Genomic DNA, 18,475 nt, shown 5'->3' with positions numbered 1-18,475 from the left:
ATGCTCCAGTCCGATCCCGCAATCGACGACCGCTATCACTACCGTCTGATCCGCCGCGCGATCGAGCGAATCGACGCGGCCGAGACGCCGCCCGCGCTCGAGGATCTCGCCACCGAGATGCACATGAGCCCGGCCCATTTCCAGCGCACCTTCTCGAACTGGGCCGGGGTCAGCCCCAAGCGGTTCTCCCAGTATCTGGCACTGGGGCATGCCAAGGCGCTGCTGCGCGACCGCACCAGCCTTCTGGAGACGGCGCTGGGCACGGGCCTGTCGGGGACAGGGCGGCTCCACGACCTGTTCTTGCGCTGGGAGGCGATGTCGCCCGGCGAATACGCGCGAGGCGGGGCGGGCCTCGCGATTCGGTACGGGTGGTTCGACGGGCCCTTCGGCGAGATGCTGGTGATGGCCACGGAGCGCGGCATCTGCGGGCTGGCGCTCGCCGCCGAGACCGGGCGCGCGGCAGCCTTCGCCGATATGGCGGGTCGCTGGCCGGACGCGACGCTGCAGGAGGACGCGGAGGCGATCCGTCCGATGGTCGAGGCCGTGCTCCGGCTGGAGGGCGAGGCGCGGCTCCACATGATCGGCGGCCCGTTCCAGATCAAGGTCTGGGAGGCGCTGATGCAGGTCCCCTCGGGCCATGTCACCACCTATGGCGCGATCGCGGACGCCATCGGCAGCCCGAAGGCGGTGCGCGCGGTGGGCTCGGCGGTCGGGCGCAACCCGGTGAGCTGGCTGATCCCCTGCCACAGGGCGCTGCGGAAATCGGGCGGGCTGGGCGGCTATCACTGGGGCCTGCCGGTTAAGCGCACCCTTCTGGCATGGGAGACGGCGCGCGCCGAGGCGGGGGCGCAGGCGCCAACATCCGGGTGACATTGCATAACGGAGGGCCGCGCGCGATGTCCCGGCGGAGCGTCGCGCATGGCATTCCGTTTCGCGACGGGCCGTGGACCTCTTTCGCGGCGTCATGCGTTGTCTCGACGCACACCAAAAGATCACAGACTGGAAAGTCACGGATATGACCACCATCAAGCTCCCGCTCGCCGCCGCGCTGTCCGGCATCCTCGTTCTCACTGCCTGCGTCGACGCGACGACGGGCGAGCCGAACCGCACGCGCAACGGCGCGCTGATCGGTGCAGGCATCGGTGCCGCGGCCGGGGCCATCGCGGGCGATGGCAGCCGGGCCGACGAAATCGCGGCGGGCGTCGTCGCGGGCGGTCTGATCGGCGGGGCCATCGGCTCGCGGCTCGACCGCCAGGCCGCGGATCTCCGCAACCAACTGGGCGATGATCGTATCACCATCCGCAATACCGGCTCGCAGCTGATCGTGACGATGCCGCAGGACATCCTCTTCGCGACCGACAGCGCATCGCTGCGCGGCGATCTGCAGGCCGATCTGCGCGCGCTGGGCCGCAACCTGCTGCAATATCCCGACACGACGGTGCAGGTCGTCGGCCATGCCGACAATTCCGGCTCGGCCGCCTACAACCAGGACCTGTCCGAGCGGCGCGCGCGGTCGGTCGCCGGTGTCCTGTTGGAGCAGGGCGTGCCCGGCTTCCGCGTCCAGGCCATCGGCCGGGGCGAAAGCCAGCCCATCGCGTCGAACCTGACCCCGGAAGGGCGCCAGCAGAACCGCCGCGTCGAGATCGTCATCACCCCCTCTACCTGACGACACGGGTCATTCGTCGGCCCGAACGGCCCCCGGTGTCGCGCACCGGGGGCCGTTTCGCATCGCGGTGCTGGCATCCGGTCGCGACCGGTCATATGATTTGACCAATTGCGGGAGTTGCCATGCCGTTCCAGAAGATCGAGGCCGAAAAGCTGGCCGCCGCGGTCACCCGTCAGATCGAAGGGCTGATCCTGTGCGGCATCCTGCGGCCCGGCGACCGCCTGCCGCCCGAGCGCGAGCTCTCCGAACGGCTGGGCGTATCGCGACCATCGCTTCGCGAATCGGTGGCCGAGCTCCAGGCGCGGGGCCTTCTGTCGACGCGGGCGGGGGCCGGGGTCTACGTGGCCGATGTGCTGGGCAACGCGTTCTCGCCCGCGCTGACGCGGCTTTTCGCCAGCCACGAGGACGCGCTCTTCGACTACATCGCCTTTCGCCGCGACATCGAGGGGATCGCCGCCGCCCGCGCCGCCCGCGACGGGTCGGACACGGATCTCGCGGTCGTGGAGGCCGTGTTCCGCAAGATGGAGGCCGCCCATTCGAAGCGCGACCCGTCCGAGGAGGCCGCGCTCGACGCGGATTTCCACATGGCGATCGTCGAGGCGTCGCATAACGTCGTCATGCTTCACATGATGCGTTCGATGATGGACCTGCTGCGGCAGGGCGTCTTCTACAACCGGTCGGTCATGTTCAAGCAACGGACCACGCGCGACATGCTGCTGGACCAGCACCGGGCCATCAACGTGGCCATCCAGTCGCGGGACGCCGAGGCCGCGCGCGCCGCGACCGAGGCCCACCTGACCTTCGTGCGAAGCTGCATGCGTGACCAGCGCGAGGCGGATGCCCACGAGACCATCGCCCGGCTGCGGCTGGAGCAGGAGGCCGGGCGCTAGGCCGATCCGTCAGAGCGGGAGGCGGACGGTCACGTCGATTCCGTCGGCGTGGAGATCCGTCTCGATCTGACCGCCCGCCGCCTTGAGGATGCGCTGCACGAGGTTTGTCCCGGTGCCGCCCCCCGATGCGGTCTCTTGCCGGTCGTCGGGTTCGTCCGCGAGACCGCGTTCGAGCCAGCGGACTTCGAGCACGCCGTCACGCCGCGCCCAATCCACCGACACGCGGCCTTCGTTCGAGCGTAAGGCGCCGTATTTGGCCGCGTTGGTCGACAGCTCGTGCAGCGCCATGCCGAGCGGCGCGACATGCTCGCGTCCGAGCGTGACCGAAGGTCCCGAGAGCGTGATGTGGGCGGCGCTCTCGGTGCGGTAGGGCCGGATGATCGCGTCGAGCATCGCTGCGAAATCCGTGCCGCCGTCGATGGTCGAGATCGAGGCGTCCTGCGCGCGGGCCAACGCGGCCAGCCGTTCGGTCACAGAGGCCACGAGATCGGGGATGTCGCGCGCGCTCTGGGCCGAGATCCGCAGGATCGCCGTCGTCACCGCGAAGAGGTTGCGCGTCCGGTGGAGCAACTCCTCGGCCATATCCTCGGACTTGCGGACCTTGTCGCGCTCGGAGCGGAGCGAGGTCACGTCCCATTGCGACCCGAAGAAATGCGTAAGCGTACCATCCGCGGCGTAGATCGGACCGATATGGAGCGAGTTCCAGAACGGCGTGCCGTCGCGGCGATAGTTCAGGATCTCGACCACCCGGACCTCGCGCCGGTCGATCGCCTCGCGGATCAGGTCGACGGCCCCGGATTCGGTGTCCTCGCCCTGCAGGAACCGGCAATTGCGCCCGATGATCTCGTCGCGGGGATAGCCGGTCTGTTCGACGAAGGCCTGATTGCACAGGACGATGGGCAGATCCTCCGCCCGGGCATCGGCGATGCAGATCGCCATGCGCGTCTGCTCGACTGCCTGCCGGAACAGATAATCGCTGTCCTCGGCCATGTCAGAGAGATTCGCGCTCGGGTTGTATCCGACATCTTCGGGATCGAGCGCGCGTTGAACCTGGTCGATCTTGTCTTCGGGCATGGACTGGCTTTCCCGCAGGGACGGTAACAGCTTACCGGAGGCTTGCCGCGCTGCCTCCGCGTCAGTCCGTCGCACACGTCTAACGCGAGCGGAGGTACTCCATGATCGCCGGCCGGGCGGATTGTTCGCCGGCCTCGCGGGAGGCTTCGATGACGTCGCGCACCTCGGCGAGGTTGGAGCGCAGCAGGATGTGTTTCACCGGCCCGATGGAGGCAGGCCGCATCGACAGGCAGCGTAGTCCCATGGCGGCGAAGCACAGCGCCTCGACCGGGCGCCCGGCATCCTCGCCGCAGAAACTGACCGGTGTACCCGCCGCCTCGCAGCGCGCGACGATCTGCGCGATCAGCGACAGGAAGCTGACGTTGAGCGTGTCGTAGCGCTTGCGCACGCGCTCGTTCTCGCGGTCGGCGGCGAAGAAGAACTGCTTGAGGTCGTTGCCGCCGATCGAGATGAAATCCGCCGCCTCGAAGAATCGGCCCGGAGCGAAGGCGAGGCTGGGGGTTTCCAGCATCGCTCCGATCTTGAGATCCGAGGGGACCGCATGGCCCAGCGCCGCCTCGCGCTCGACCTGTCGGACGAGCAGGTCCCGCGCCTCGAGGAACTCCTCCATCTGCGCGATGAAGGGGAACATGATGCGCGATGGGCGACCGTCGGCCGCGCGCAGCAAGGCCTGAAGCTGCATCCGCATCACGCCGGGCCGGTCGAGGCCGACGCGGATTGCGCGCCACCCGAGGGCGGGGTTCGGCTCCTCGGTCGGCTTCATGTAGGGCAGCACCTTGTCCGACCCGATATCGAGAGTCCGGAAGGTCACGGGCAGCCCGCGCGCGGCATCGAGCACGCGCTTGTAGATCTCGACGAGCTGGCCCCGCTTGGGGACGGTGTTGCGGGTCAGGAACTGAAGTTCGGTCCGGAACAGGCCGACACCCTCGGCACCCGAACCCGCAAGCGAGGGCAGGTCCGCAATCAGGCCCGCGTTCATCATCATCTCGATCCGGTGCCCGTCCGCGGTGACGCATTCGGTGTCGCGGATCGAGGCGTAGCGCTGCTGCGCCTGCTCCTGCATCGCGAGCTTCTCGCGGAAGGCGGCGGTGACCATGTCGTCGGGGCGCAGATGCACGACGCCCTGGTCGCCATCCACGAGGATCGGATCACCAGACAGGGCCTCGGTGGTAATCCCCTCGGCCTGAAGCACCAGCGGGATCGCCCAGGCGCGCGCGACGACGGCCGCGTGACTGCCGACCGAGCCTTCTTCCAGCACGACGCCGCGCAGCTTGCGCCCGTATTCCAGAAGCTCGCCCGGCCCGATATTGCGGGCCACCAGCACGGCGTTGTCGGGCAGCGCCACGCTGTCGCGCCCCTGGCCGGTCAGCATGCGAAGGAGGCGGTTCGACAGGTCGTCGAGATCGGCCAGCCGGTCGCGCAGGTAGGGATCGGCATCGCGCATCCGGGCGCGTGCGGCCGTCTGTTCCTTCTCGACGGCGGCCTCGGCGGTGAGGCCCGCGTCGATATCGTCCTCCATCCGGCGCAGCCAGGACCGCGAATAGGCGAACATGCGGAACGCCTCGATCACCTCGGTCTGTTCGCGGTCGCCGCTGGCTTGGGTCAGCATCTTGTCTACGGAAAGGCGCAACGCATCGACCGCTTCGCGCAGGCGCACCAGCTCGCCCTCGGGGTCGTCGCTGACGGGGTTGGTGATGACGACACGCGGGTCATGGAGGTGGACGACGCCCTCGGCCGAGCCCTCTTGGCCGGTGACGCCCCGCAAGAGGACCTGCTGGGCATGGCGCGGTCGCAACGCCTCGCCCTCGCCGACGAAGGCGCCGAGTTCGGTCATCTCGGCCAGGACCATCGCCACGACCTCGAGCGCGTAGACCTCGTCCTCGGAATATTCGCGGGCTTCGCGCGACTGGACCACGAGGACGCCGAGCCGTTCGCCCAGCCGCTGCACCGGCACGCCGAGGAAGGCGGAGAACACCTCCTCGCCGGTCTCGGGCATGTAGCGGAAGCCACGCGTCGCGGGCGCGTTGGCCGTGTTGATCGAGACCCGCCGCCGCGCGACGCGGCCGACGAGGCCCTCGCCCAGCCGCATCCGCGTGACATGGACCGCATCCGCGTTGAGGCCGCGCGTCGCGCACAGCTCCAGCGTATCGGCATCGCGGTTGAGATAGATCGAGCAGACATCGGTCCGCATCGAATCGGCCACGAGGTCCACGATCCGGTCGAGCCGCTCCTGCCCCTGCGCCTCTTCTGCCATGACGGCCTTGAGCCGCCGCAAGAGCTTGCGGCTATCGGTGTCCTTCGACTTGGGCATCAGTATCGGTCGCTCCCTCGGGTTCCCTATACGGGGCCGCGTCGCGCTTGGGGAGAGGGGGCGGCGCTGGGATGTCCGTTGCCGCAGGGTCGACTGCGCGATCGATGTGCGGTGACACCGAACCCGCATCCGAATCGAGCGGCCGCGGAATGTGCTTGAGGTTCTCCGAGGGGGCGGGCCTGCGCCCCTGCGATCAGGCCGCCTCGAGCTCGAACGCGTCGTGCAGCGCCTGCACGGCCAGTTCCATGTATTTCCGGTCGATCAGAACCGAGATCTTGATCTCGGACGTGGTGATCACCTTGATGTTCACGCCTTCATCCGAGAGCGCCTTGAACATGCGCGCCGCGACGCCCGCATGGCTGCGCATCCCGATGCCCACGACCGAGACCTTCGAGACGCCCTCGTCGGCGATCAGGTCGTGGTAGTCGATCTCGCCCCTGTCCTTGGCCGCCGCGACGGCCTTTTCGGCCCGCGCCACTTGGTCCACCGGCAGCGAGAAGGTCATATCGGTGCGGCCGTCCTCGGCGATATTCTGGACGATCATGTCCACGTTCACCCCTGCCTCGGACAGCGGCCCGAAGATAGCGGCCGATACGCCCGGCCGGTCGGCGACAGAGACCAGCGTCATCTTGGCTTCGTCGCGCACGAAGGCGACCCCGGCGATCACGTTCGATTCCATGATGTCCTCCTCGTCGCAGACCAGCGTGCCCGCATCGTCAGATTGTTCCTCGAAGCTGGACAGGACCCGCAGCTTCACCTTGTAGCGCATGGCGAGTTCGACCGAACGCGTCTGCAGCACCTTGGCGCCCAGCGAGGCCAGCTCCAACATCTCCTCAAAAGCGATGCGGTCGAGCTTGCGGGCCTTCGAGACGATCCGGGGGTCGGTCGTATAGACCCCGTCCACGTCGGTGTAGATGTCGCAGCGCACCGCGTCGAAGGCGGCGGCGAAGGCGACGGCGGTCGTGTCCGAGCCACCCCGGCCCAGCGTCGTGATCCGGCCTTCGGGCGAGATGCCTTGGAAGCCTGCGACGACCGCGACCTTCATGCCCTGCGCGAATTTCGCGTCGAGATTGGCCGGCGGAATGTCCTCGATCCGGGCACTCGAATGGGCCGAGGAGGTCATGACCGGCACCTGCCAGCCTTGCCACGACCGCGCGTCGATCCCGTTTTCCTGGAGCACGAGTGCCAGAAGGCCCGCGGTCACGTTCTCGCCCGACGACACAACCGCGTCGTATTCGCGCGCGTCGTAGAAGGGCGAGGTCTCGTTGACCCAGCCGACCAGTTCGTTGGTCTTCCCCGACATGGCCGAGACGACGACGATCACCTCGTGGCCCCGCGCGACCTCGACGCCCACGCGCTTGGCGACGCGCTTGATGCGCTCGAGATTGGCGACGGAGGTGCCGCCGAATTTCATCACGAGACGGGTCATGGCCTGTCTGCCTCTGGATCCGGGTCGCGGGCGGCATAGGGGAGCCGCCGCGCGGGGGCAAGGCTGCGGGCGTCAGCCCCGGAAGGCGGCGACGCGGTCGGGGTCGCGGCGGGCCAGATCGCGCATCCAGGATTCGACCGCCTGCGCGATGACCGGCCGGGTGTCGGTGCGGAGCGCTGCGGCCCATCCCAGCACCCGCTCGCGCGCGGCGCGCTCGGCCTCGGACGGGTGGTTCGCCTTTGCCAGATGCGCCGTCGCCGTGAGGACGGTCCGACGGGTCCAAGGGTTCGCAGCGGCCACCCAGTCGTCGAGCAGGTCGAGCCGCGCCGGCTGCGCCGCGAGCCGCCGGGAGATCGCCGCCGACGCCGCATCCGCCAGCGCACGGCAGTCGAGCCGGTGGACCCACCGCTCCAGAAGGGACCAGACGCCGTCATCGGGACGGATGCGCGCCTGCGTCAGAAGCTTGCAGGCCAGCATCCGCGCGTCGAACACGTCGGCCCGCCAGAGGGCGTCGGCGATGATGACGCGGTGATCCACCGACAGCTCCACTCGCAGCGCCTTGGCCATCTCGTTCAGCATCTCGGGTGTCACGCCCAATGTCTCGCGGTCGGTGCGGTTGGCCGCCCGGTCCCGCGCGGCGCGGGTCGCGTTACCCGCCGCGCGCAGGTCGGCCAGGATCGCATCCTTCCGATCCCCGAGGCTGATCGCACCGTCGCTCATTCCACGGTCACGGACTTGGCGAGGTTGCGGGGCTGATCGACATCCGTGCCCTTCGCGACGGCCACGTGATAGGCCAGAAGCTGCGCCGGAACGGCGTAGAGGATCGGCGCGAAGACGGGCTCGACCTCGGGCAGCATCAGGGTTTCCCAGACGCCGTCGGACGCCGCCTCCAGCCCGGCCGCGTCGCTGACCAGCAGGACCTGCCCCTCGCGGGCCATCACCTCCTGCATGTTGCTGACCGTCTTGTCGAAGAGCGGATCCATCGGCGCGAAGACCACCACCGGCAATGTCCGATCGACCAGCGCGATGGGGCCGTGCTTGAGCTCGCCCGAGGCATAGGCTTCGGCGTGGATATAGCTGATCTCCTTGAGCTTCAGCGCGCCCTCATGGGCCAGCGGGAACATCGGCCCGCGCCCGAGGAACAGGATATCCGTCGCCTCGGCCAACTTGACCGCCAGCGCCTCGCAGCGCGCTTCGATGGCGAGGGCCTGGCTGACCAGCGCGGGCAGACGCCGCAGTCCGGTAACCAGTTCGGCCTCGCGCGCGGCGTCGATCTCGCCGCGCTGGCGGGCGGCGAGGATGGCGAGGCACAAAAGCGCGGCCAGCTGGTTGGTAAAGGCCTTGGTGGATGCAACGCCCACTTCGACGCCCGCGCGGATCGGGAAGACGACCGAGGATTCCCGCGCGATCGAAGATTCTGTGACGTTGACCACGGAAAGGATCGCGCGTGCCCGCGGGGTGGCATAGCGCAGCGCGGCCAGCGTGTCGGCCGTCTCGCCCGACTGGCTGACGAAGAGCGCGGTGGTGTCGGCGCCGATCGGGCCTTCGCGGTAGCGGTATTCCGAGGCGATATCGACCTCGACCGGGAGGCGGGCCAGCCCTTCGAACCAGTATTTCGCGACCGAGCAGGCGATATTCGCCGTGCCGCAGGCGACCATCTGGATACGGTCAGTCGCCGCGAAATCGTAGCCGTCGGGCGGCACGACCCGGTCGCCGTCGAGATAGAGGTCAAGCACGTCCTTGAGCGTCTGCGGCTGCTCGTGGATTTCCTTGGCCATATAGTGCCGGTGGCCCGCCTTCTCGATCCGCTGGCGGTCGACCGGCACGCGCCGGATCTCGCGGTTGGAGCGATTGCCGTGGATATCCCAGATCTCGACGCCCGCACGGGTGACGACGGCGCGATCGCCCTCCTCGAGATAGGTCAGCCGATCGGTCAACGGCCCCAGCGCGATGGCGTCCGAGCCGACGAACATCTCGCCGTCACCATGCCCGATGGCGAGCGGCGATCCGGCACGGGCGCAGATCAGCAGGTCCGGCTCGCCGTCGAAGAGAAAGCAGAGCGCATAGGCCCCCTCCAGCCGGTCGATGGTCGCGAAGGCGGCGTCCCGATGCGGCATGCCCTCGTCCAGGTACCGCTCGCAGAGCCGTGCCACAGTCTCGGTATCGGTCTGGCTTTCCCAGTCGCCGCCGAGTTCGTCCCGAAGTTCGCGGAAATTCTCGATGATGCCGTTATGGACGACCGCTACGCGCCCGGCGCGATGCGGATGCGCGTTGGCGACGCTCGGGCCGCCATGGGTCGCCCAGCGCGTGTGCCCGATGCCCGCCAGCCCGGCGAGCGGCTCGTGCACCAGAAGATCGGCGAGGTTCACGAGCTTGCCGACGGCCCGCCTCCGGTCCAGCCGGCCGTCCTCGACCGTGGCGATCCCGGCGCTGTCATAGCCGCGATATTCCAGCCGCTTCAGGGCGTCGACCATGATCGGCGCCGCCTGGTGGTCGCCGAGTATCCCGATGATCCCGCACATCAGCGAGCCTCCTTCGCGGCGCGCAGCTTGGCCATCAGCCGCCGGGCGAGCCCCGCCTTGTTGACCTGCTTGGCGCGCCCGAGCGCCAGAGCGCCGTCGGGCACGTCCTCGGTCACGACCGAGCCGCTGGCGGTCAGCGCCTCGGCCCCGACCGTGACCGGCGCCACCAGCATCGTGTTCGACCCGATGAAGGCGTCGGCGCCGATCGCGGTCCGGTGCTTGAAGACACCGTCGTAATTGCAGGTGATGGTGCCCGCGCCGATATTGGCGCGCGCGCCGATCTCGGCGTCGCCGACATAGCTCAGGTGGTTGATCTTCGCGCCCTCGTGAACCGTGGCCGCTTTCACCTCGACGAAGTTGCCGATGCGGACGCCGCGATCCAGCTCGGCGCCGGGCCGCAGACGGGAATAGGGGCCGACGACACAGCCCTCCGAGACGTGGCACCCCTCCAGATGGCTAAAGGCGCGGATGGTCGCATCGCTCTCGATCGTGACGCCGGGACCGAAGACGACATGCGGCTCGATCACCACGTCGCGGCCCAGATGGGTGTCATGGGCGAATTGAACCGTTTCGGGTGCCGTGAGGGTCGCGCCGTTCTCCATCGCGGCCAGGCGCGCGCGGGCCTGGAAGGCGGCCTCGGCGGCGGCGAGATCCATGCGGGTGTTGACGCCCATGGTCTCGGCTTCGGGGCAGGTGACCACGCGGGCCGACATCCGCGCCGCCCGCGCGAGGCCGACGATATCGGTGAGGTAGTACTCCCCCGCCGCATTGTCAGAGCCGACTTGGTCGATCAGGTCGAACAGGATCGAGGCCTCAGCGCAGACGACGCCGGAATTGCACAGCGTGATCGCCAGTTCCTCTGACGTCGCGTCCTTGGCCTCGACGATCCGTTCCAGCCGGTCGCCTTCGGCCACCAGCCGCCCATAGCGCCCGGGCTCCGCGGCCTCGAAACCCAACACGACGACACCCGCACCGTCGCGCCGCGCGCCGATCATCGCCTGCAGCGTCTCGGGCCGGATGAAAGGCGTGTCGCCGTAGAGAACGATCGCATCACCCTCGAACCCCGCGAGCGCGGCCCGCGCCTGCGCCACGGCATGGGCGGTCCCGAGCTGCTCGGTCTGCCGCACCACGACGGCGTCGGGATCATGGGCCGTCGCGGCGGCCTCGACGGCGTCGCCGCCATGACCTGCGACGATCACCGTCCGCTCCGGATCGAGCGATGCGCCGGCCATCATTGCGTGTACCAGAAGCGGTGCGTGCGCCACCTCGTGCAGCACCTTCGGGCGGTCCGACTGCATCCGGCTGCCCTGTCCGGCGGCGAGGACGATCAACGCGATGGACATGTGAAACCTTCCCTTGGATGCGCTGCCGTTCTACCTGCGCGGTCACATGTCGCAAGTCAGGCGTCGGCGAAAGGACACCCGATTATGAAACGATCCGTCATATTCGATCTGGACGGGACGCTCTGCGACACGTCGGGCGACCTGCTGGCCGCGGCGAACGTCGCCTTCGCCGATCTGGGCCGCGACGTGCGGCTGGATGCGGGCGCGCCCGAGGACCGGGCGACGGCGCTGCGCGGGGCGCGGGCGATGCTGCGCCTCGGGCTCGGGCGGCTGGGCGACGTCGACGAGGGCGAGGTCGATGCGGGCTTCCAGCCGCTTCTCGATGCCTACGCGCGCGACATCGCGCGGCACACGGTGTTCTATCCCGGCGCGCTGGACGCGGTGACCCGGCTGCGCGAGGGGGGCGACGCGGTGGCGATCTGCACCAACAAGCCCGAAGGGCTTGCCCGGCAGTTGATGGACGCGCTGGACGCGAGCCATCATTTCGACGCGTTGCTCGGGGCCGACACGCTGCCCGTGCGCAAGCCTGATCCCCGCCACCTGACCGAAACGGTCGCGGCCGTGGGCGGCACGCCGTCTCGCGCGGTGCTGATCGGCGACACCCAGACCGACCGTGACACCGCCAAGGCGGCGGGCGTGCCCTGTATCCTCGTGACCTTCGGGCCGGGGTCGAACGACGTCGCCGATCTCGCCCCCGAGGCGCTACTCCACGATTACGGCCAGCTCGAGGACGCGCTCCGCCTCGTGGGTCTCTAGGGCCGGAGCGCGGCGCGCAGATCGGCCATCGTCCAGTCGTCGCCCGCGAGCATCTCCTTCAGCCGATTGGCGCGTGCGGGCGCGACGATGCCATCGACCATCCCGTCGAACTTCGCGGCGAGTTCGGCATCCGAGGGCGGTGCGTCGGCATCCCAGCGGGGCCGGTGCCACGCGCTGACATGCTCCGCTCCGCCCGCGACGATCCGGGCGCGCGCCAGCCGGGTCGCGGGGAAGGCGGCGTTGGCGTCGGCGTCCTCGACGAAGCGCACCCGGCTGGCGACCTTTAGCACAGTGGGGTCGGTCAGCGTGTCGCCCGAGACGTCGCGTGGCCCGATCCCGCCCCGCGCCAGCGCGACCGCGACGGGGAAGGCGGTCGAATACTGCGCCTCCTCGGTCGTGGTCGGATGGGTGACCGCCAGCCGGATCGCCTCGTGGAACGTCTCGATGGTGACGGTCTCGATGGGGCCGTCCAGCCCGGTGCGGAGGGACAGCGCCGCCTCGACCGGCGCCTGCGCCCAGCGGCAGACGGAGTAGGCCTTGAAATACTGCTCGTGGATCATCCAGCGCGTCCCGAGGTCGTCCCAGGCCGGGCCGTCGCATACCCTTGCCGGGGCGCCGGTGAAGCCGCGCGCGGCCAATGCGGCGGCTTGCACGCCCACCATCGCGCCCTGGCCCGAGCCGTCTTTGACCATGGTCGGAACGTCGATGCAGCGCATCATCTGGCTGCGCGGGCCGTGGTACTCGGCGATGCCCATCGCCTCGCGCATCGCCCCGGCGTCCAGCCCCGCGATCCGTGCCGCCAACCCCGCGACCGCCACCGCCACCCAGGCGCCGGAGGTGTGATAGTCGGGCGACGTCGCGTGCTGCGTGACGCCCGCGCGATGCGCCACCTCGTAGCCGCGCGCCAAGAGGTCCAACACCGCCGCCCCCGGCATCGCGTCCGGCACCACCGCCAGCAGGCCCGCGATCAGGCCGCAACCGGCATGACCCTTGGTCGCGTTCGCCCCGTCATGGCCGTCCAGCGCGTCGATCGTCATGCCCGCCGCCAGCGCCACCCCCATCGGCGCCGCGGTCCGCGCGTCGAAGGCCAGCGGGACCGGGCCCGGCAGGTCCTCGGCCGCGTGGTCGGCCACGATCCGCGCGAGCGGCAGGATCGACCCGCCCCAGCCGACGCCCGCGAGGTCGAGAAGGCAGCGCCGTGCCTGCGCCGTCACCGCCGCGGGCAGCACCGTCCGATCCGTCAGGAAGTCGATCGCGTCCATCGATCCCTCTCTGGCCTTATCCGACAGCGCCGTCTGGCCCGATCGCGACATTGACGCGCGCCCCGCGCGTCACCAAGGCTGGCGCGCGCATGGAACGGTTCGACAAATCATTCACCCGGCAGGAGCCGATCCCCGAGGCGGGGATCGCCGCCGCCGTCGACGTGATGCGCTCGGGTGTGCTGCATCGCTACGGGGCCGAGCCCTCGCAGGTCGCCGCGCTCGAGGCCGAGTTCGCCGCCCAGACCGGCGCGGCTCATTGTATCGCGGTCGCATCGGGCGGCTACGCCATGGGCTGCGCGCTCCGGGCGCTGGGTGCGGCGCCGGGCGACCCGGTGCTGACCAACGCCTTCACGCTGGCCCCCGTGCCCGGTGCCATCGCTGCCGTCGGTGCGGAGCCGGTGCTGGTCGAGACGACCGAGAACCTCGTCCTCGACCTCGACGACCTCGCGGAGCGCATCGCCGCGTCGCGTGCGCGCGTCCTCATGCTGAGCCATATGCGCGGCCACATCGTCGACATGGAGGCGCTGATGGCGATTTGCGACGCCGCAGGGGTCGCGGTGGTCGAAGATTGCGCACACACCATGGGCGCGGCCTGGAACGGGGTGCCGTCGGGCCGGTGGGGGGCGGTGGGATGCTATTCCTGCCAGACCTACAAGCATGTCAATTCGGGCGAGGGCGGGCTGATCGTCACCGACGACGCGGATCTCGCGGCGCGGATGATCCTGCTCTCGGGCAGCTACATGCTCTACGACCGCAACGGCACCGCCCCCGACGCCGAGGTCTTCGCGCGCCACGCCGGGACCGTGCCGAACGTCTCGGGCCGGATGGACGAGTTGCGGGCCGCGATCCTGCGGCCCCAGATCGCCGACCTGCCCCGTCAGGTGGAGCGCTGGAACGCGCGCTACCGCGTCCTCGAGGACGGGTTCCGCGCGGCTCCCGGCCTTGCGGTCATCGCACGCCCGCAGGCCGAGGCCTATGTGGGCTCGTCGATCCAGACGATCGCGAGCGACCCCGCCCGTGTGCCGTCCTTCGTCGCCGGATGCGCGGCGCGGGGGGTCGAATGGAAGTGGTTCGGGGCCGAACGGGCGGTCGGCTTCACCTCGGCCCACCGGCATTGGGGTTATCTCGCGCCGCAGCGGTTGCCGCGCACCGATGCCGCGTTGGCGGGGCTTCTGGACATGCGCGTGCCGCTGACCTTCGATCTGGACGACTGCGCGCGGATCGGCCGGATCGTGGCCGACGAGGCGGCGCGCCACCTCGCGTGAAAGCCGACCTGCACGCGGGTTTCAGCCCATCGCGCCCATCTCGTCCTCGTCGTCGATGATCCCCTGTCGGGGCGGACGGGCGACCACTTGGCCCGCGTTCCACGTCACGACGTGATCGTGGATCGCGCGCATCAGGTCGCCGGGCGATTTGGCATGGGGCATCGAGAGGCCAAGCGCGTAGGCGATCAGCTCCGAGCAATACCACCGGTCCCGCGAGTTCCGCCGGAAGTTGAAGAGCTGGCTCAGCACCATCGACCAGAGCTCGTAGGGACGGCCCTCTTCGGCGAGGGCGCGGTCCCAGGCGTCGGGCCGGGCCCATGGGACGGCATAGATGTCCCACTTGCCGTCTTCCAGCGTGATCTCCTTGAGGCGCACGCCCCCGTCCCGGGCCGAGGCGCTGAGACAGGTGACGGTGTCGCCCCGTGCGGGGCGTGTTTCCTGCCGGATCATCTCGCAATGCGAAAACGGCGACCGGGTCGCCGCGCGCACGATCTTGTCGGCGAGCGTTCCACGACCCCGATAGAAGGCGACCCAATAGCGCGGCATGTTGCAAATCCTCGTGACTGGAACAGGTGCAAGGGTGCAAGCCTGACGCGGCCTCGGTCAAGCATGGTATTCCCGACCCATGGACGCGGCGCGGACGAGGCGCTATGAACTGAACGAGCGTTCAATTCCGCGGGAGGGCACCATGTTCAACGCCACAATGCAGTTCGACCTGGGCGACGACGTGAACGCCCTGCGCGAGATGGTGCATCGCTGGGCGCAGGACCGCGTTCGGCCGTTGGCCGCCGGGATCGACGCGTCGAACGAATTCCCCTCCGACCTCTGGACCGAGATGGGCGAGCTGGGCCTCTTGGGGATCACCGTCCCCGAGGAAGATGGCGGCGCGGGCATGGGCTATCTTGCGCATGTGATCGCCGTCGAGGAAATCGCGCGCGCCTCGGCTTCGGTGTCCCTGTCCTATGGCGCGCATTCGAACCTTTGCGTCAACCAGATCGCCCTGAATGGCTCGACGGAGCAGAAGGCGCAGTACCTGCCCGGCCTGATCTCGGGCGAACATGTCGGCGCGCTGGCCATGTCCGAGGCCGGCAGCGGCTCGGACGTCGTGTCCATGAAGCTGCGGGCCGAGAAGCGGAACGATCGTTACGTGTTGAATGGCACCAAATACTGGATCACCAACGGGCCCGACGCCTCGACGCTGGTGGTCTATGCCAAGACAGACCCGGATGCCGGCTCGAAGGGGATCACCGCCTTCCTGATCGAGAAGTCCATGACGGGGTTCTCCACCAGCCCCCATTTCGACAAGCTCGGGATGCGCGGCTCGAACACCGCCGAGCTGATCTTTGAGGATGTTGAGGTCCCGTTCGAGAACGTGCTGGGAGAGGAGGGGCGCGGCGTGCAGGTCCTCATGTCCGGGCTCGACTACGAACGCGTCGTGTTGGCCGGGATCGGGACGGGCATCATGGCCGCCTGCCTCGACGAGGTGATGCCCTACCTGGCCGAGCGCAAGCAGTTCGGAAAGCCCATCGGGTCGTTCCAGCTCATGCAGGGCAAGATCGCCGACATGTACACCGCGATGAACTCGGCCCGCGCCTATGTATACGAGGCTGCGAAGGCCTGCGACGCGGGTCGCGTGACGCGCCAGGACGCCGCCGCCTGCTGTCTCTATGCTTCCGAACAGGCGATGGTGCAGGCGCACCAGGCCGTGCAGGCCATGGGCGGGGCGGGCTTCATGAACGACACGCCCGTCAGCCGCATCTTCCGCGACGCCAAGCTGATGGAGATCGGCGCGGGCACGTCCGAGATTCGCCGGATGCTGGTCGGCCGCGAGATGATGGGAGCGATGGCGTGATCCGCGCGGTCGGTCTCGTCGTCCTTCTTGCCGCCCCCGCCGCGGCGCAGGATCTGAGCTTCTCGCCCGCGGCGACCGAGGCCTGCCTGGCCGCAGGCGCCGGTCCCGCCTGCATCGGCGTATCGGCCAACCTGTGCATGACCGAGACCCCGGGCGGCAGCTCGACGGTGGGGACGGGCGGCTGTCTCTGGGCGGAGGCGGAATACTGGGACGACCGTCTGAACGCGGCCTATGGCGCGCTACGCGCGGATGCGCGTGCCGTCGATGCCGAGATGCGCGATCTCGGGAGCGCCGCGCCGTCGCAGGCCGAGGCCCTGCGCGAGATGCAGCGGGCCTGGATGTCCTTCCGCGACGCCGGCTGCGCCTACGAAGCGTCGCTGTGGGGCGGCGGAACAGGCGCGGGACCGGCGTCGAACGGCTGCTGGATGCTCCAGACCGGGCGGCAGGCGCTGGACCTCGAAGACCGTCTCGCGGAGCGCAGCCGATGAAACTCCGATCCGCCCACATACCCGGCTCGGACGTCGCCAAGGCGAACCGCGCCGCCCATCTCGACGCGCTGGACGAGGTGCGCGCCGCCGCCGAGTGGGCGCAGGCCGGCGGGGGCGAAAAATCCCGCGCGCGTCACCTGTCCCGCGGCAAGATGCTGCCCCGCGACCGTGTGGCCAATCTCCTCGACCCCGGCTCGCCCTTCCTCGAAGTCGGCACCTTCGCCGGGCACGACATGTATGACGGCGCGGCACCCGGCGGCGGGGCCATCGCGGGGATCGGCCTCGTACACGGACGGCAGGTCATGGTCGTCTGCAACGACGCGACCGTGAAGGGCGGAACCTACTACCCCGTCACCGTGAAGAAGCACCTGCGCGCCCAAGAGATTGCCGAGGAGAACCGCCTGCCCTGCATCTATCTTGTCGACAGCGGCGGGGCGAACCTGCCCAACCAGGACGAGGTCTTCCCCGACCGCGACCATTTCGGGCGCATCTTCTACAACCAGGCGCGGATGTCGGCGAAGGGCATTGCCCAGATCGCCGTCGTCATGGGGTCGTGCACCGCGGGGGGCGCCTACGTGCCCGCCATGTCCGACGTGTCGATCATCGTGCGCGAGCAGGGGACGATCTTCCTCGCCGGGCCGCCGCTGGTGAAGGCCGCCACGGGCGAGGTCGTCACCGCCGAGGATCTCGGCGGCGGCGATGTGCACACACGGCTTTCGGGCGTGGCGGACTACCTGGCGGAGGACGACGCCCATGCGCTGGCCATCGCGCGGGATGCCGTCCGAAGCCTCGGGGGCGGGGCTGCGACGGAGATCGGGGGCTTTGAGGCGCCCGCCTACGACCCCGACGAGCTGCTCGACGTCGTCCCCGCCAGCCTGACGACGCCCTACGACATCCGCGAGGTCATCATGCGCCTCGTCGACGGCTCGCGCTTCGACGAGTTCAAGGCGCGCTTCGGCGAGACGCTGGTGACCGGCTTCGCCCATGTCGAAGGCATGGCCGTGGGGATCGTCGCCAACAATGGCGTCCTCTTCTCCGAGGCCGCGCAGAAGGGCGCGCATTTCGTCGAACTCTGCTCGCAGCGGAAGATCCCGCTGGTTTTCCTGCAGAACATCACCGGCTTCATGGTCGGCCGGAAATACGAGAACGAGGGCATCGCGCGCCATGGCGCCAAGATGGTCACGGCGGTGGCCTCGACCTCCGTGCCGAAGATCACGATGCTGGTCGGCGGCAGCTTCGGGGCCGGGAATTACGGCATGGCGGGGCGCGCCTACCAGCCGCGCTTTCTCTGGACCTGGCCCAACAGCCGCATCTCGGTGATGGGCGGGGCGCAGGCGGCGGGCGTGCTGGCGACGGTCAAGCGTGCCGCGATGGAGAAGGCCGGCGAGGACTGGTCCGCCGAGGCGGAGGCCGCGTTCAAGCGCCCCACCGAGGAGATGTTCGCCCGCCAGTCGCACCCGCTCTATGCCTCGGCGCGCCTCTGGGATGACGGCATCGTCGATCCGCGCAAGTCGCGCGCGGTTCTGGCCCTGTCACTGCGCGCAGCGCTCAATGCCCCCATCGAGGACACGCAGTTCGGCGTGTTCCGCATGTGATGGCGGTGCCGGTGCCATATTT

Annotated in this window: 16 protein-coding genes; 8 read left to right on the top strand and 8 right to left on the bottom strand. The window is 69.3% G+C overall.

The genetic code is table 11. From position 1 onward, the window contains the following. The 3 genes from ACK8OR_RS16490 to ACK8OR_RS16480 all read left to right on the top strand — a co-directional run bounded on the left by ACK8OR_RS16490 (position 1) and on the right by ACK8OR_RS16480 (position 2,556). Positions 1–870: a methylated-DNA--[protein]-cysteine S-methyltransferase gene (locus ACK8OR_RS16490; RefSeq protein WP_410190476.1), complete on the top strand. Its 870-nt coding sequence runs from the start codon at positions 1–3 to the stop codon at positions 868–870. Between the two features lie 145 nt (positions 871–1,015). Beyond that, the gene (locus ACK8OR_RS16485) at positions 1,016–1,666 is read left to right on the top strand and encodes an OmpA family protein (RefSeq protein WP_298429364.1); all 651 of its coding nucleotides are present in this window, start codon (positions 1,016–1,018) and stop codon (positions 1,664–1,666) included. A gap of 122 nt (positions 1,667–1,788) precedes the next feature. Then, positions 1,789–2,556, top strand: a complete 768-nt coding sequence (locus ACK8OR_RS16480; protein ID WP_410190475.1) for a FadR/GntR family transcriptional regulator — start codon at positions 1,789–1,791, stop codon at positions 2,554–2,556. Positions 2,557–2,565: 9 nt separating this feature from the next. On the opposite strand, the gene ACK8OR_RS16475 is transcribed toward ACK8OR_RS16480, so the two are convergent. From ACK8OR_RS16475 to glmU, 6 genes are all read right to left on the bottom strand, one after another. Continuing rightward, positions 2,566–3,630 carry a PAS domain-containing protein gene (locus tag ACK8OR_RS16475; RefSeq protein ID WP_410190474.1) on the bottom strand — a complete coding sequence of 355 codons (1,065 nt, stop codon included), beginning with the start codon at positions 3,628–3,630 and terminating at the stop codon, positions 2,566–2,568. 79 nt (positions 3,631–3,709) lie between these two features. Continuing rightward, positions 3,710–5,941, bottom strand: coding sequence for a phosphoenolpyruvate--protein phosphotransferase (gene ptsP / locus ACK8OR_RS16470; RefSeq protein WP_410190473.1), 2,232 nt, complete (start codon positions 5,939–5,941; stop codon positions 3,710–3,712). 193 nt (positions 5,942–6,134) lie between these two features. Beyond that, the gene (locus ACK8OR_RS16465; protein WP_410190472.1) at positions 6,135–7,370 is read right to left on the bottom strand and encodes an aspartate kinase; all 1,236 of its coding nucleotides are present in this window, start codon (positions 7,368–7,370) and stop codon (positions 6,135–6,137) included. A 72-nt stretch (positions 7,371–7,442) separates the two neighbouring features. After that, on the bottom strand, positions 7,443–8,090 hold the full coding sequence (locus ACK8OR_RS16460) for a DNA alkylation repair protein (RefSeq protein WP_410190471.1): 648 nt from the start codon (positions 8,088–8,090) through the stop codon (positions 7,443–7,445). Beyond that, positions 8,087–9,892: a glutamine--fructose-6-phosphate transaminase (isomerizing) gene (glmS, locus tag ACK8OR_RS16455; RefSeq protein WP_410190470.1), complete on the bottom strand. Its 1,806-nt coding sequence runs from the start codon at positions 9,890–9,892 to the stop codon at positions 8,087–8,089. The genes ACK8OR_RS16460 and glmS overlap by 4 nt, the downstream gene beginning before the upstream one ends. After that, entirely contained in the window at positions 9,892–11,235 is a 1,344-nt protein-coding gene (gene glmU, locus ACK8OR_RS16450; protein WP_410190469.1) for a bifunctional UDP-N-acetylglucosamine diphosphorylase/glucosamine-1-phosphate N-acetyltransferase GlmU, read from the bottom strand. The genes glmS and glmU overlap by 1 nt, the downstream gene beginning before the upstream one ends. A gap of 84 nt (positions 11,236–11,319) precedes the next feature. Here glmU and ACK8OR_RS16445 point away from each other — a divergent pair, with 84 nt between their 5' ends. Then, positions 11,320–11,991 carry an HAD-IA family hydrolase gene (locus tag ACK8OR_RS16445; protein WP_410190468.1) on the top strand — a complete coding sequence of 224 codons (672 nt, stop codon included), beginning with the start codon at positions 11,320–11,322 and terminating at the stop codon, positions 11,989–11,991. Here the strand turns inward: ACK8OR_RS16445 and ACK8OR_RS16440 are convergent. Then, positions 11,988–13,253 carry an MmgE/PrpD family protein gene (locus tag ACK8OR_RS16440; RefSeq protein WP_410190467.1) on the bottom strand — a complete coding sequence of 422 codons (1,266 nt, stop codon included), beginning with the start codon at positions 13,251–13,253 and terminating at the stop codon, positions 11,988–11,990. The genes ACK8OR_RS16445 and ACK8OR_RS16440 overlap by 4 nt on opposite strands. 89 nt (positions 13,254–13,342) lie before the next feature. Here ACK8OR_RS16440 and ACK8OR_RS16435 point away from each other — a divergent pair, with 89 nt between their 5' ends. Continuing rightward, a complete protein-coding gene (locus ACK8OR_RS16435) occupies positions 13,343–14,518 on the top strand; it encodes a DegT/DnrJ/EryC1/StrS family aminotransferase (RefSeq protein ID WP_410190466.1) in 1,176 nt (391 codons plus the stop codon). A 21-nt stretch (positions 14,519–14,539) separates the two neighbouring features. Here the strand turns inward: ACK8OR_RS16435 and ACK8OR_RS16430 are convergent, their stop codons facing one another. Further along, the gene (locus tag ACK8OR_RS16430; protein ID WP_410190465.1) at positions 14,540–15,064 is read right to left on the bottom strand and encodes a hypothetical protein; all 525 of its coding nucleotides are present in this window, start codon (positions 15,062–15,064) and stop codon (positions 14,540–14,542) included. Positions 15,065–15,206: 142 nt separating this feature from the next. Between ACK8OR_RS16430 and ACK8OR_RS16425 the strand changes: the two genes are divergently transcribed. Genes ACK8OR_RS16425 through ACK8OR_RS16415 form a run of 3 tightly spaced genes read left to right on the top strand, consistent with a single transcriptional unit; the run spans position 15,207 to position 18,453 of the window. Further along, positions 15,207–16,370, top strand: a complete 1,164-nt coding sequence (locus tag ACK8OR_RS16425) for an isovaleryl-CoA dehydrogenase (protein WP_410190464.1) — start codon at positions 15,207–15,209, stop codon at positions 16,368–16,370. Beyond that, positions 16,367–16,858 (top strand): lysozyme inhibitor LprI family protein, encoded by a 492-nt coding sequence (locus ACK8OR_RS16420; protein WP_410190463.1) that lies wholly within the window; start codon positions 16,367–16,369, stop codon positions 16,856–16,858. The genes ACK8OR_RS16425 and ACK8OR_RS16420 overlap by 4 nt, the downstream gene beginning before the upstream one ends. Continuing rightward, entirely contained in the window at positions 16,855–18,453 is a 1,599-nt protein-coding gene (locus tag ACK8OR_RS16415) for a carboxyl transferase domain-containing protein (protein WP_410190462.1), read from the top strand. The genes ACK8OR_RS16420 and ACK8OR_RS16415 overlap by 4 nt, the downstream gene beginning before the upstream one ends. Positions 18,454–18,475: the final 22 nt, after the last annotated feature.

It is taken from the genome of Jannaschia halovivens (genome assembly GCF_046452375.1).
Classification (GTDB): Bacteria; Pseudomonadota; Alphaproteobacteria; order Rhodobacterales; family Rhodobacteraceae; genus Jannaschia; species Jannaschia halovivens.
The sequence above is the reverse complement of the archived record's forward strand: the minus strand, read 5'-3'. Positions and strand labels throughout refer to the sequence as shown.

What these genes read in the sequence shown, in the direction of transcription:
- ACK8OR_RS16490 (WP_410190476.1), top strand. Translation starts at nt 1, where the DNA reads ATGCTCCAGTCCGATCCCGCAATCGACGACCGCTATCACTACCGTCTG.
- ACK8OR_RS16485 (WP_298429364.1), top strand. Translation starts at nt 1,016, where the DNA reads ATGACCACCATCAAGCTCCCGCTCGCCGCCGCGCTGTCCGGCATCCTC.
- ACK8OR_RS16480 (WP_410190475.1), top strand. Translation starts at nt 1,789, where the DNA reads ATGCCGTTCCAGAAGATCGAGGCCGAAAAGCTGGCCGCCGCGGTCACC.
- ACK8OR_RS16475 (WP_410190474.1), bottom strand. Translation starts at nt 3,630, where the DNA reads ATGCCCGAAGACAAGATCGACCAGGTTCAACGCGCGCTCGATCCCGAA.
- ptsP (WP_410190473.1), bottom strand. Translation starts at nt 5,941, where the DNA reads ATGCCCAAGTCGAAGGACACCGATAGCCGCAAGCTCTTGCGGCGGCTC.
- ACK8OR_RS16465 (WP_410190472.1), bottom strand. Translation starts at nt 7,370, where the DNA reads ATGACCCGTCTCGTGATGAAATTCGGCGGCACCTCCGTCGCCAATCTC.
- ACK8OR_RS16460 (WP_410190471.1), bottom strand. Translation starts at nt 8,090, where the DNA reads ATGAGCGACGGTGCGATCAGCCTCGGGGATCGGAAGGATGCGATCCTG.
- glmS (WP_410190470.1), bottom strand. Translation starts at nt 9,892, where the DNA reads ATGTGCGGGATCATCGGGATACTCGGCGACCACCAGGCGGCGCCGATC.
- glmU (WP_410190469.1), bottom strand. Translation starts at nt 11,235, where the DNA reads ATGTCCATCGCGTTGATCGTCCTCGCCGCCGGACAGGGCAGCCGGATG.
- ACK8OR_RS16445 (WP_410190468.1), top strand. Translation starts at nt 11,320, where the DNA reads ATGAAACGATCCGTCATATTCGATCTGGACGGGACGCTCTGCGACACG.
- ACK8OR_RS16440 (WP_410190467.1), bottom strand. Translation starts at nt 13,253, where the DNA reads ATGGACGCGATCGACTTCCTGACGGATCGGACGGTGCTGCCCGCGGCG.
- ACK8OR_RS16435 (WP_410190466.1), top strand. Translation starts at nt 13,343, where the DNA reads ATGGAACGGTTCGACAAATCATTCACCCGGCAGGAGCCGATCCCCGAG.
- ACK8OR_RS16430 (WP_410190465.1), bottom strand. Translation starts at nt 15,064, where the DNA reads ATGCCGCGCTATTGGGTCGCCTTCTATCGGGGTCGTGGAACGCTCGCC.
- ACK8OR_RS16425 (WP_410190464.1), top strand. Translation starts at nt 15,207, where the DNA reads ATGTTCAACGCCACAATGCAGTTCGACCTGGGCGACGACGTGAACGCC.
- ACK8OR_RS16415 (WP_410190462.1), top strand. Translation starts at nt 16,855, where the DNA reads ATGAAACTCCGATCCGCCCACATACCCGGCTCGGACGTCGCCAAGGCG.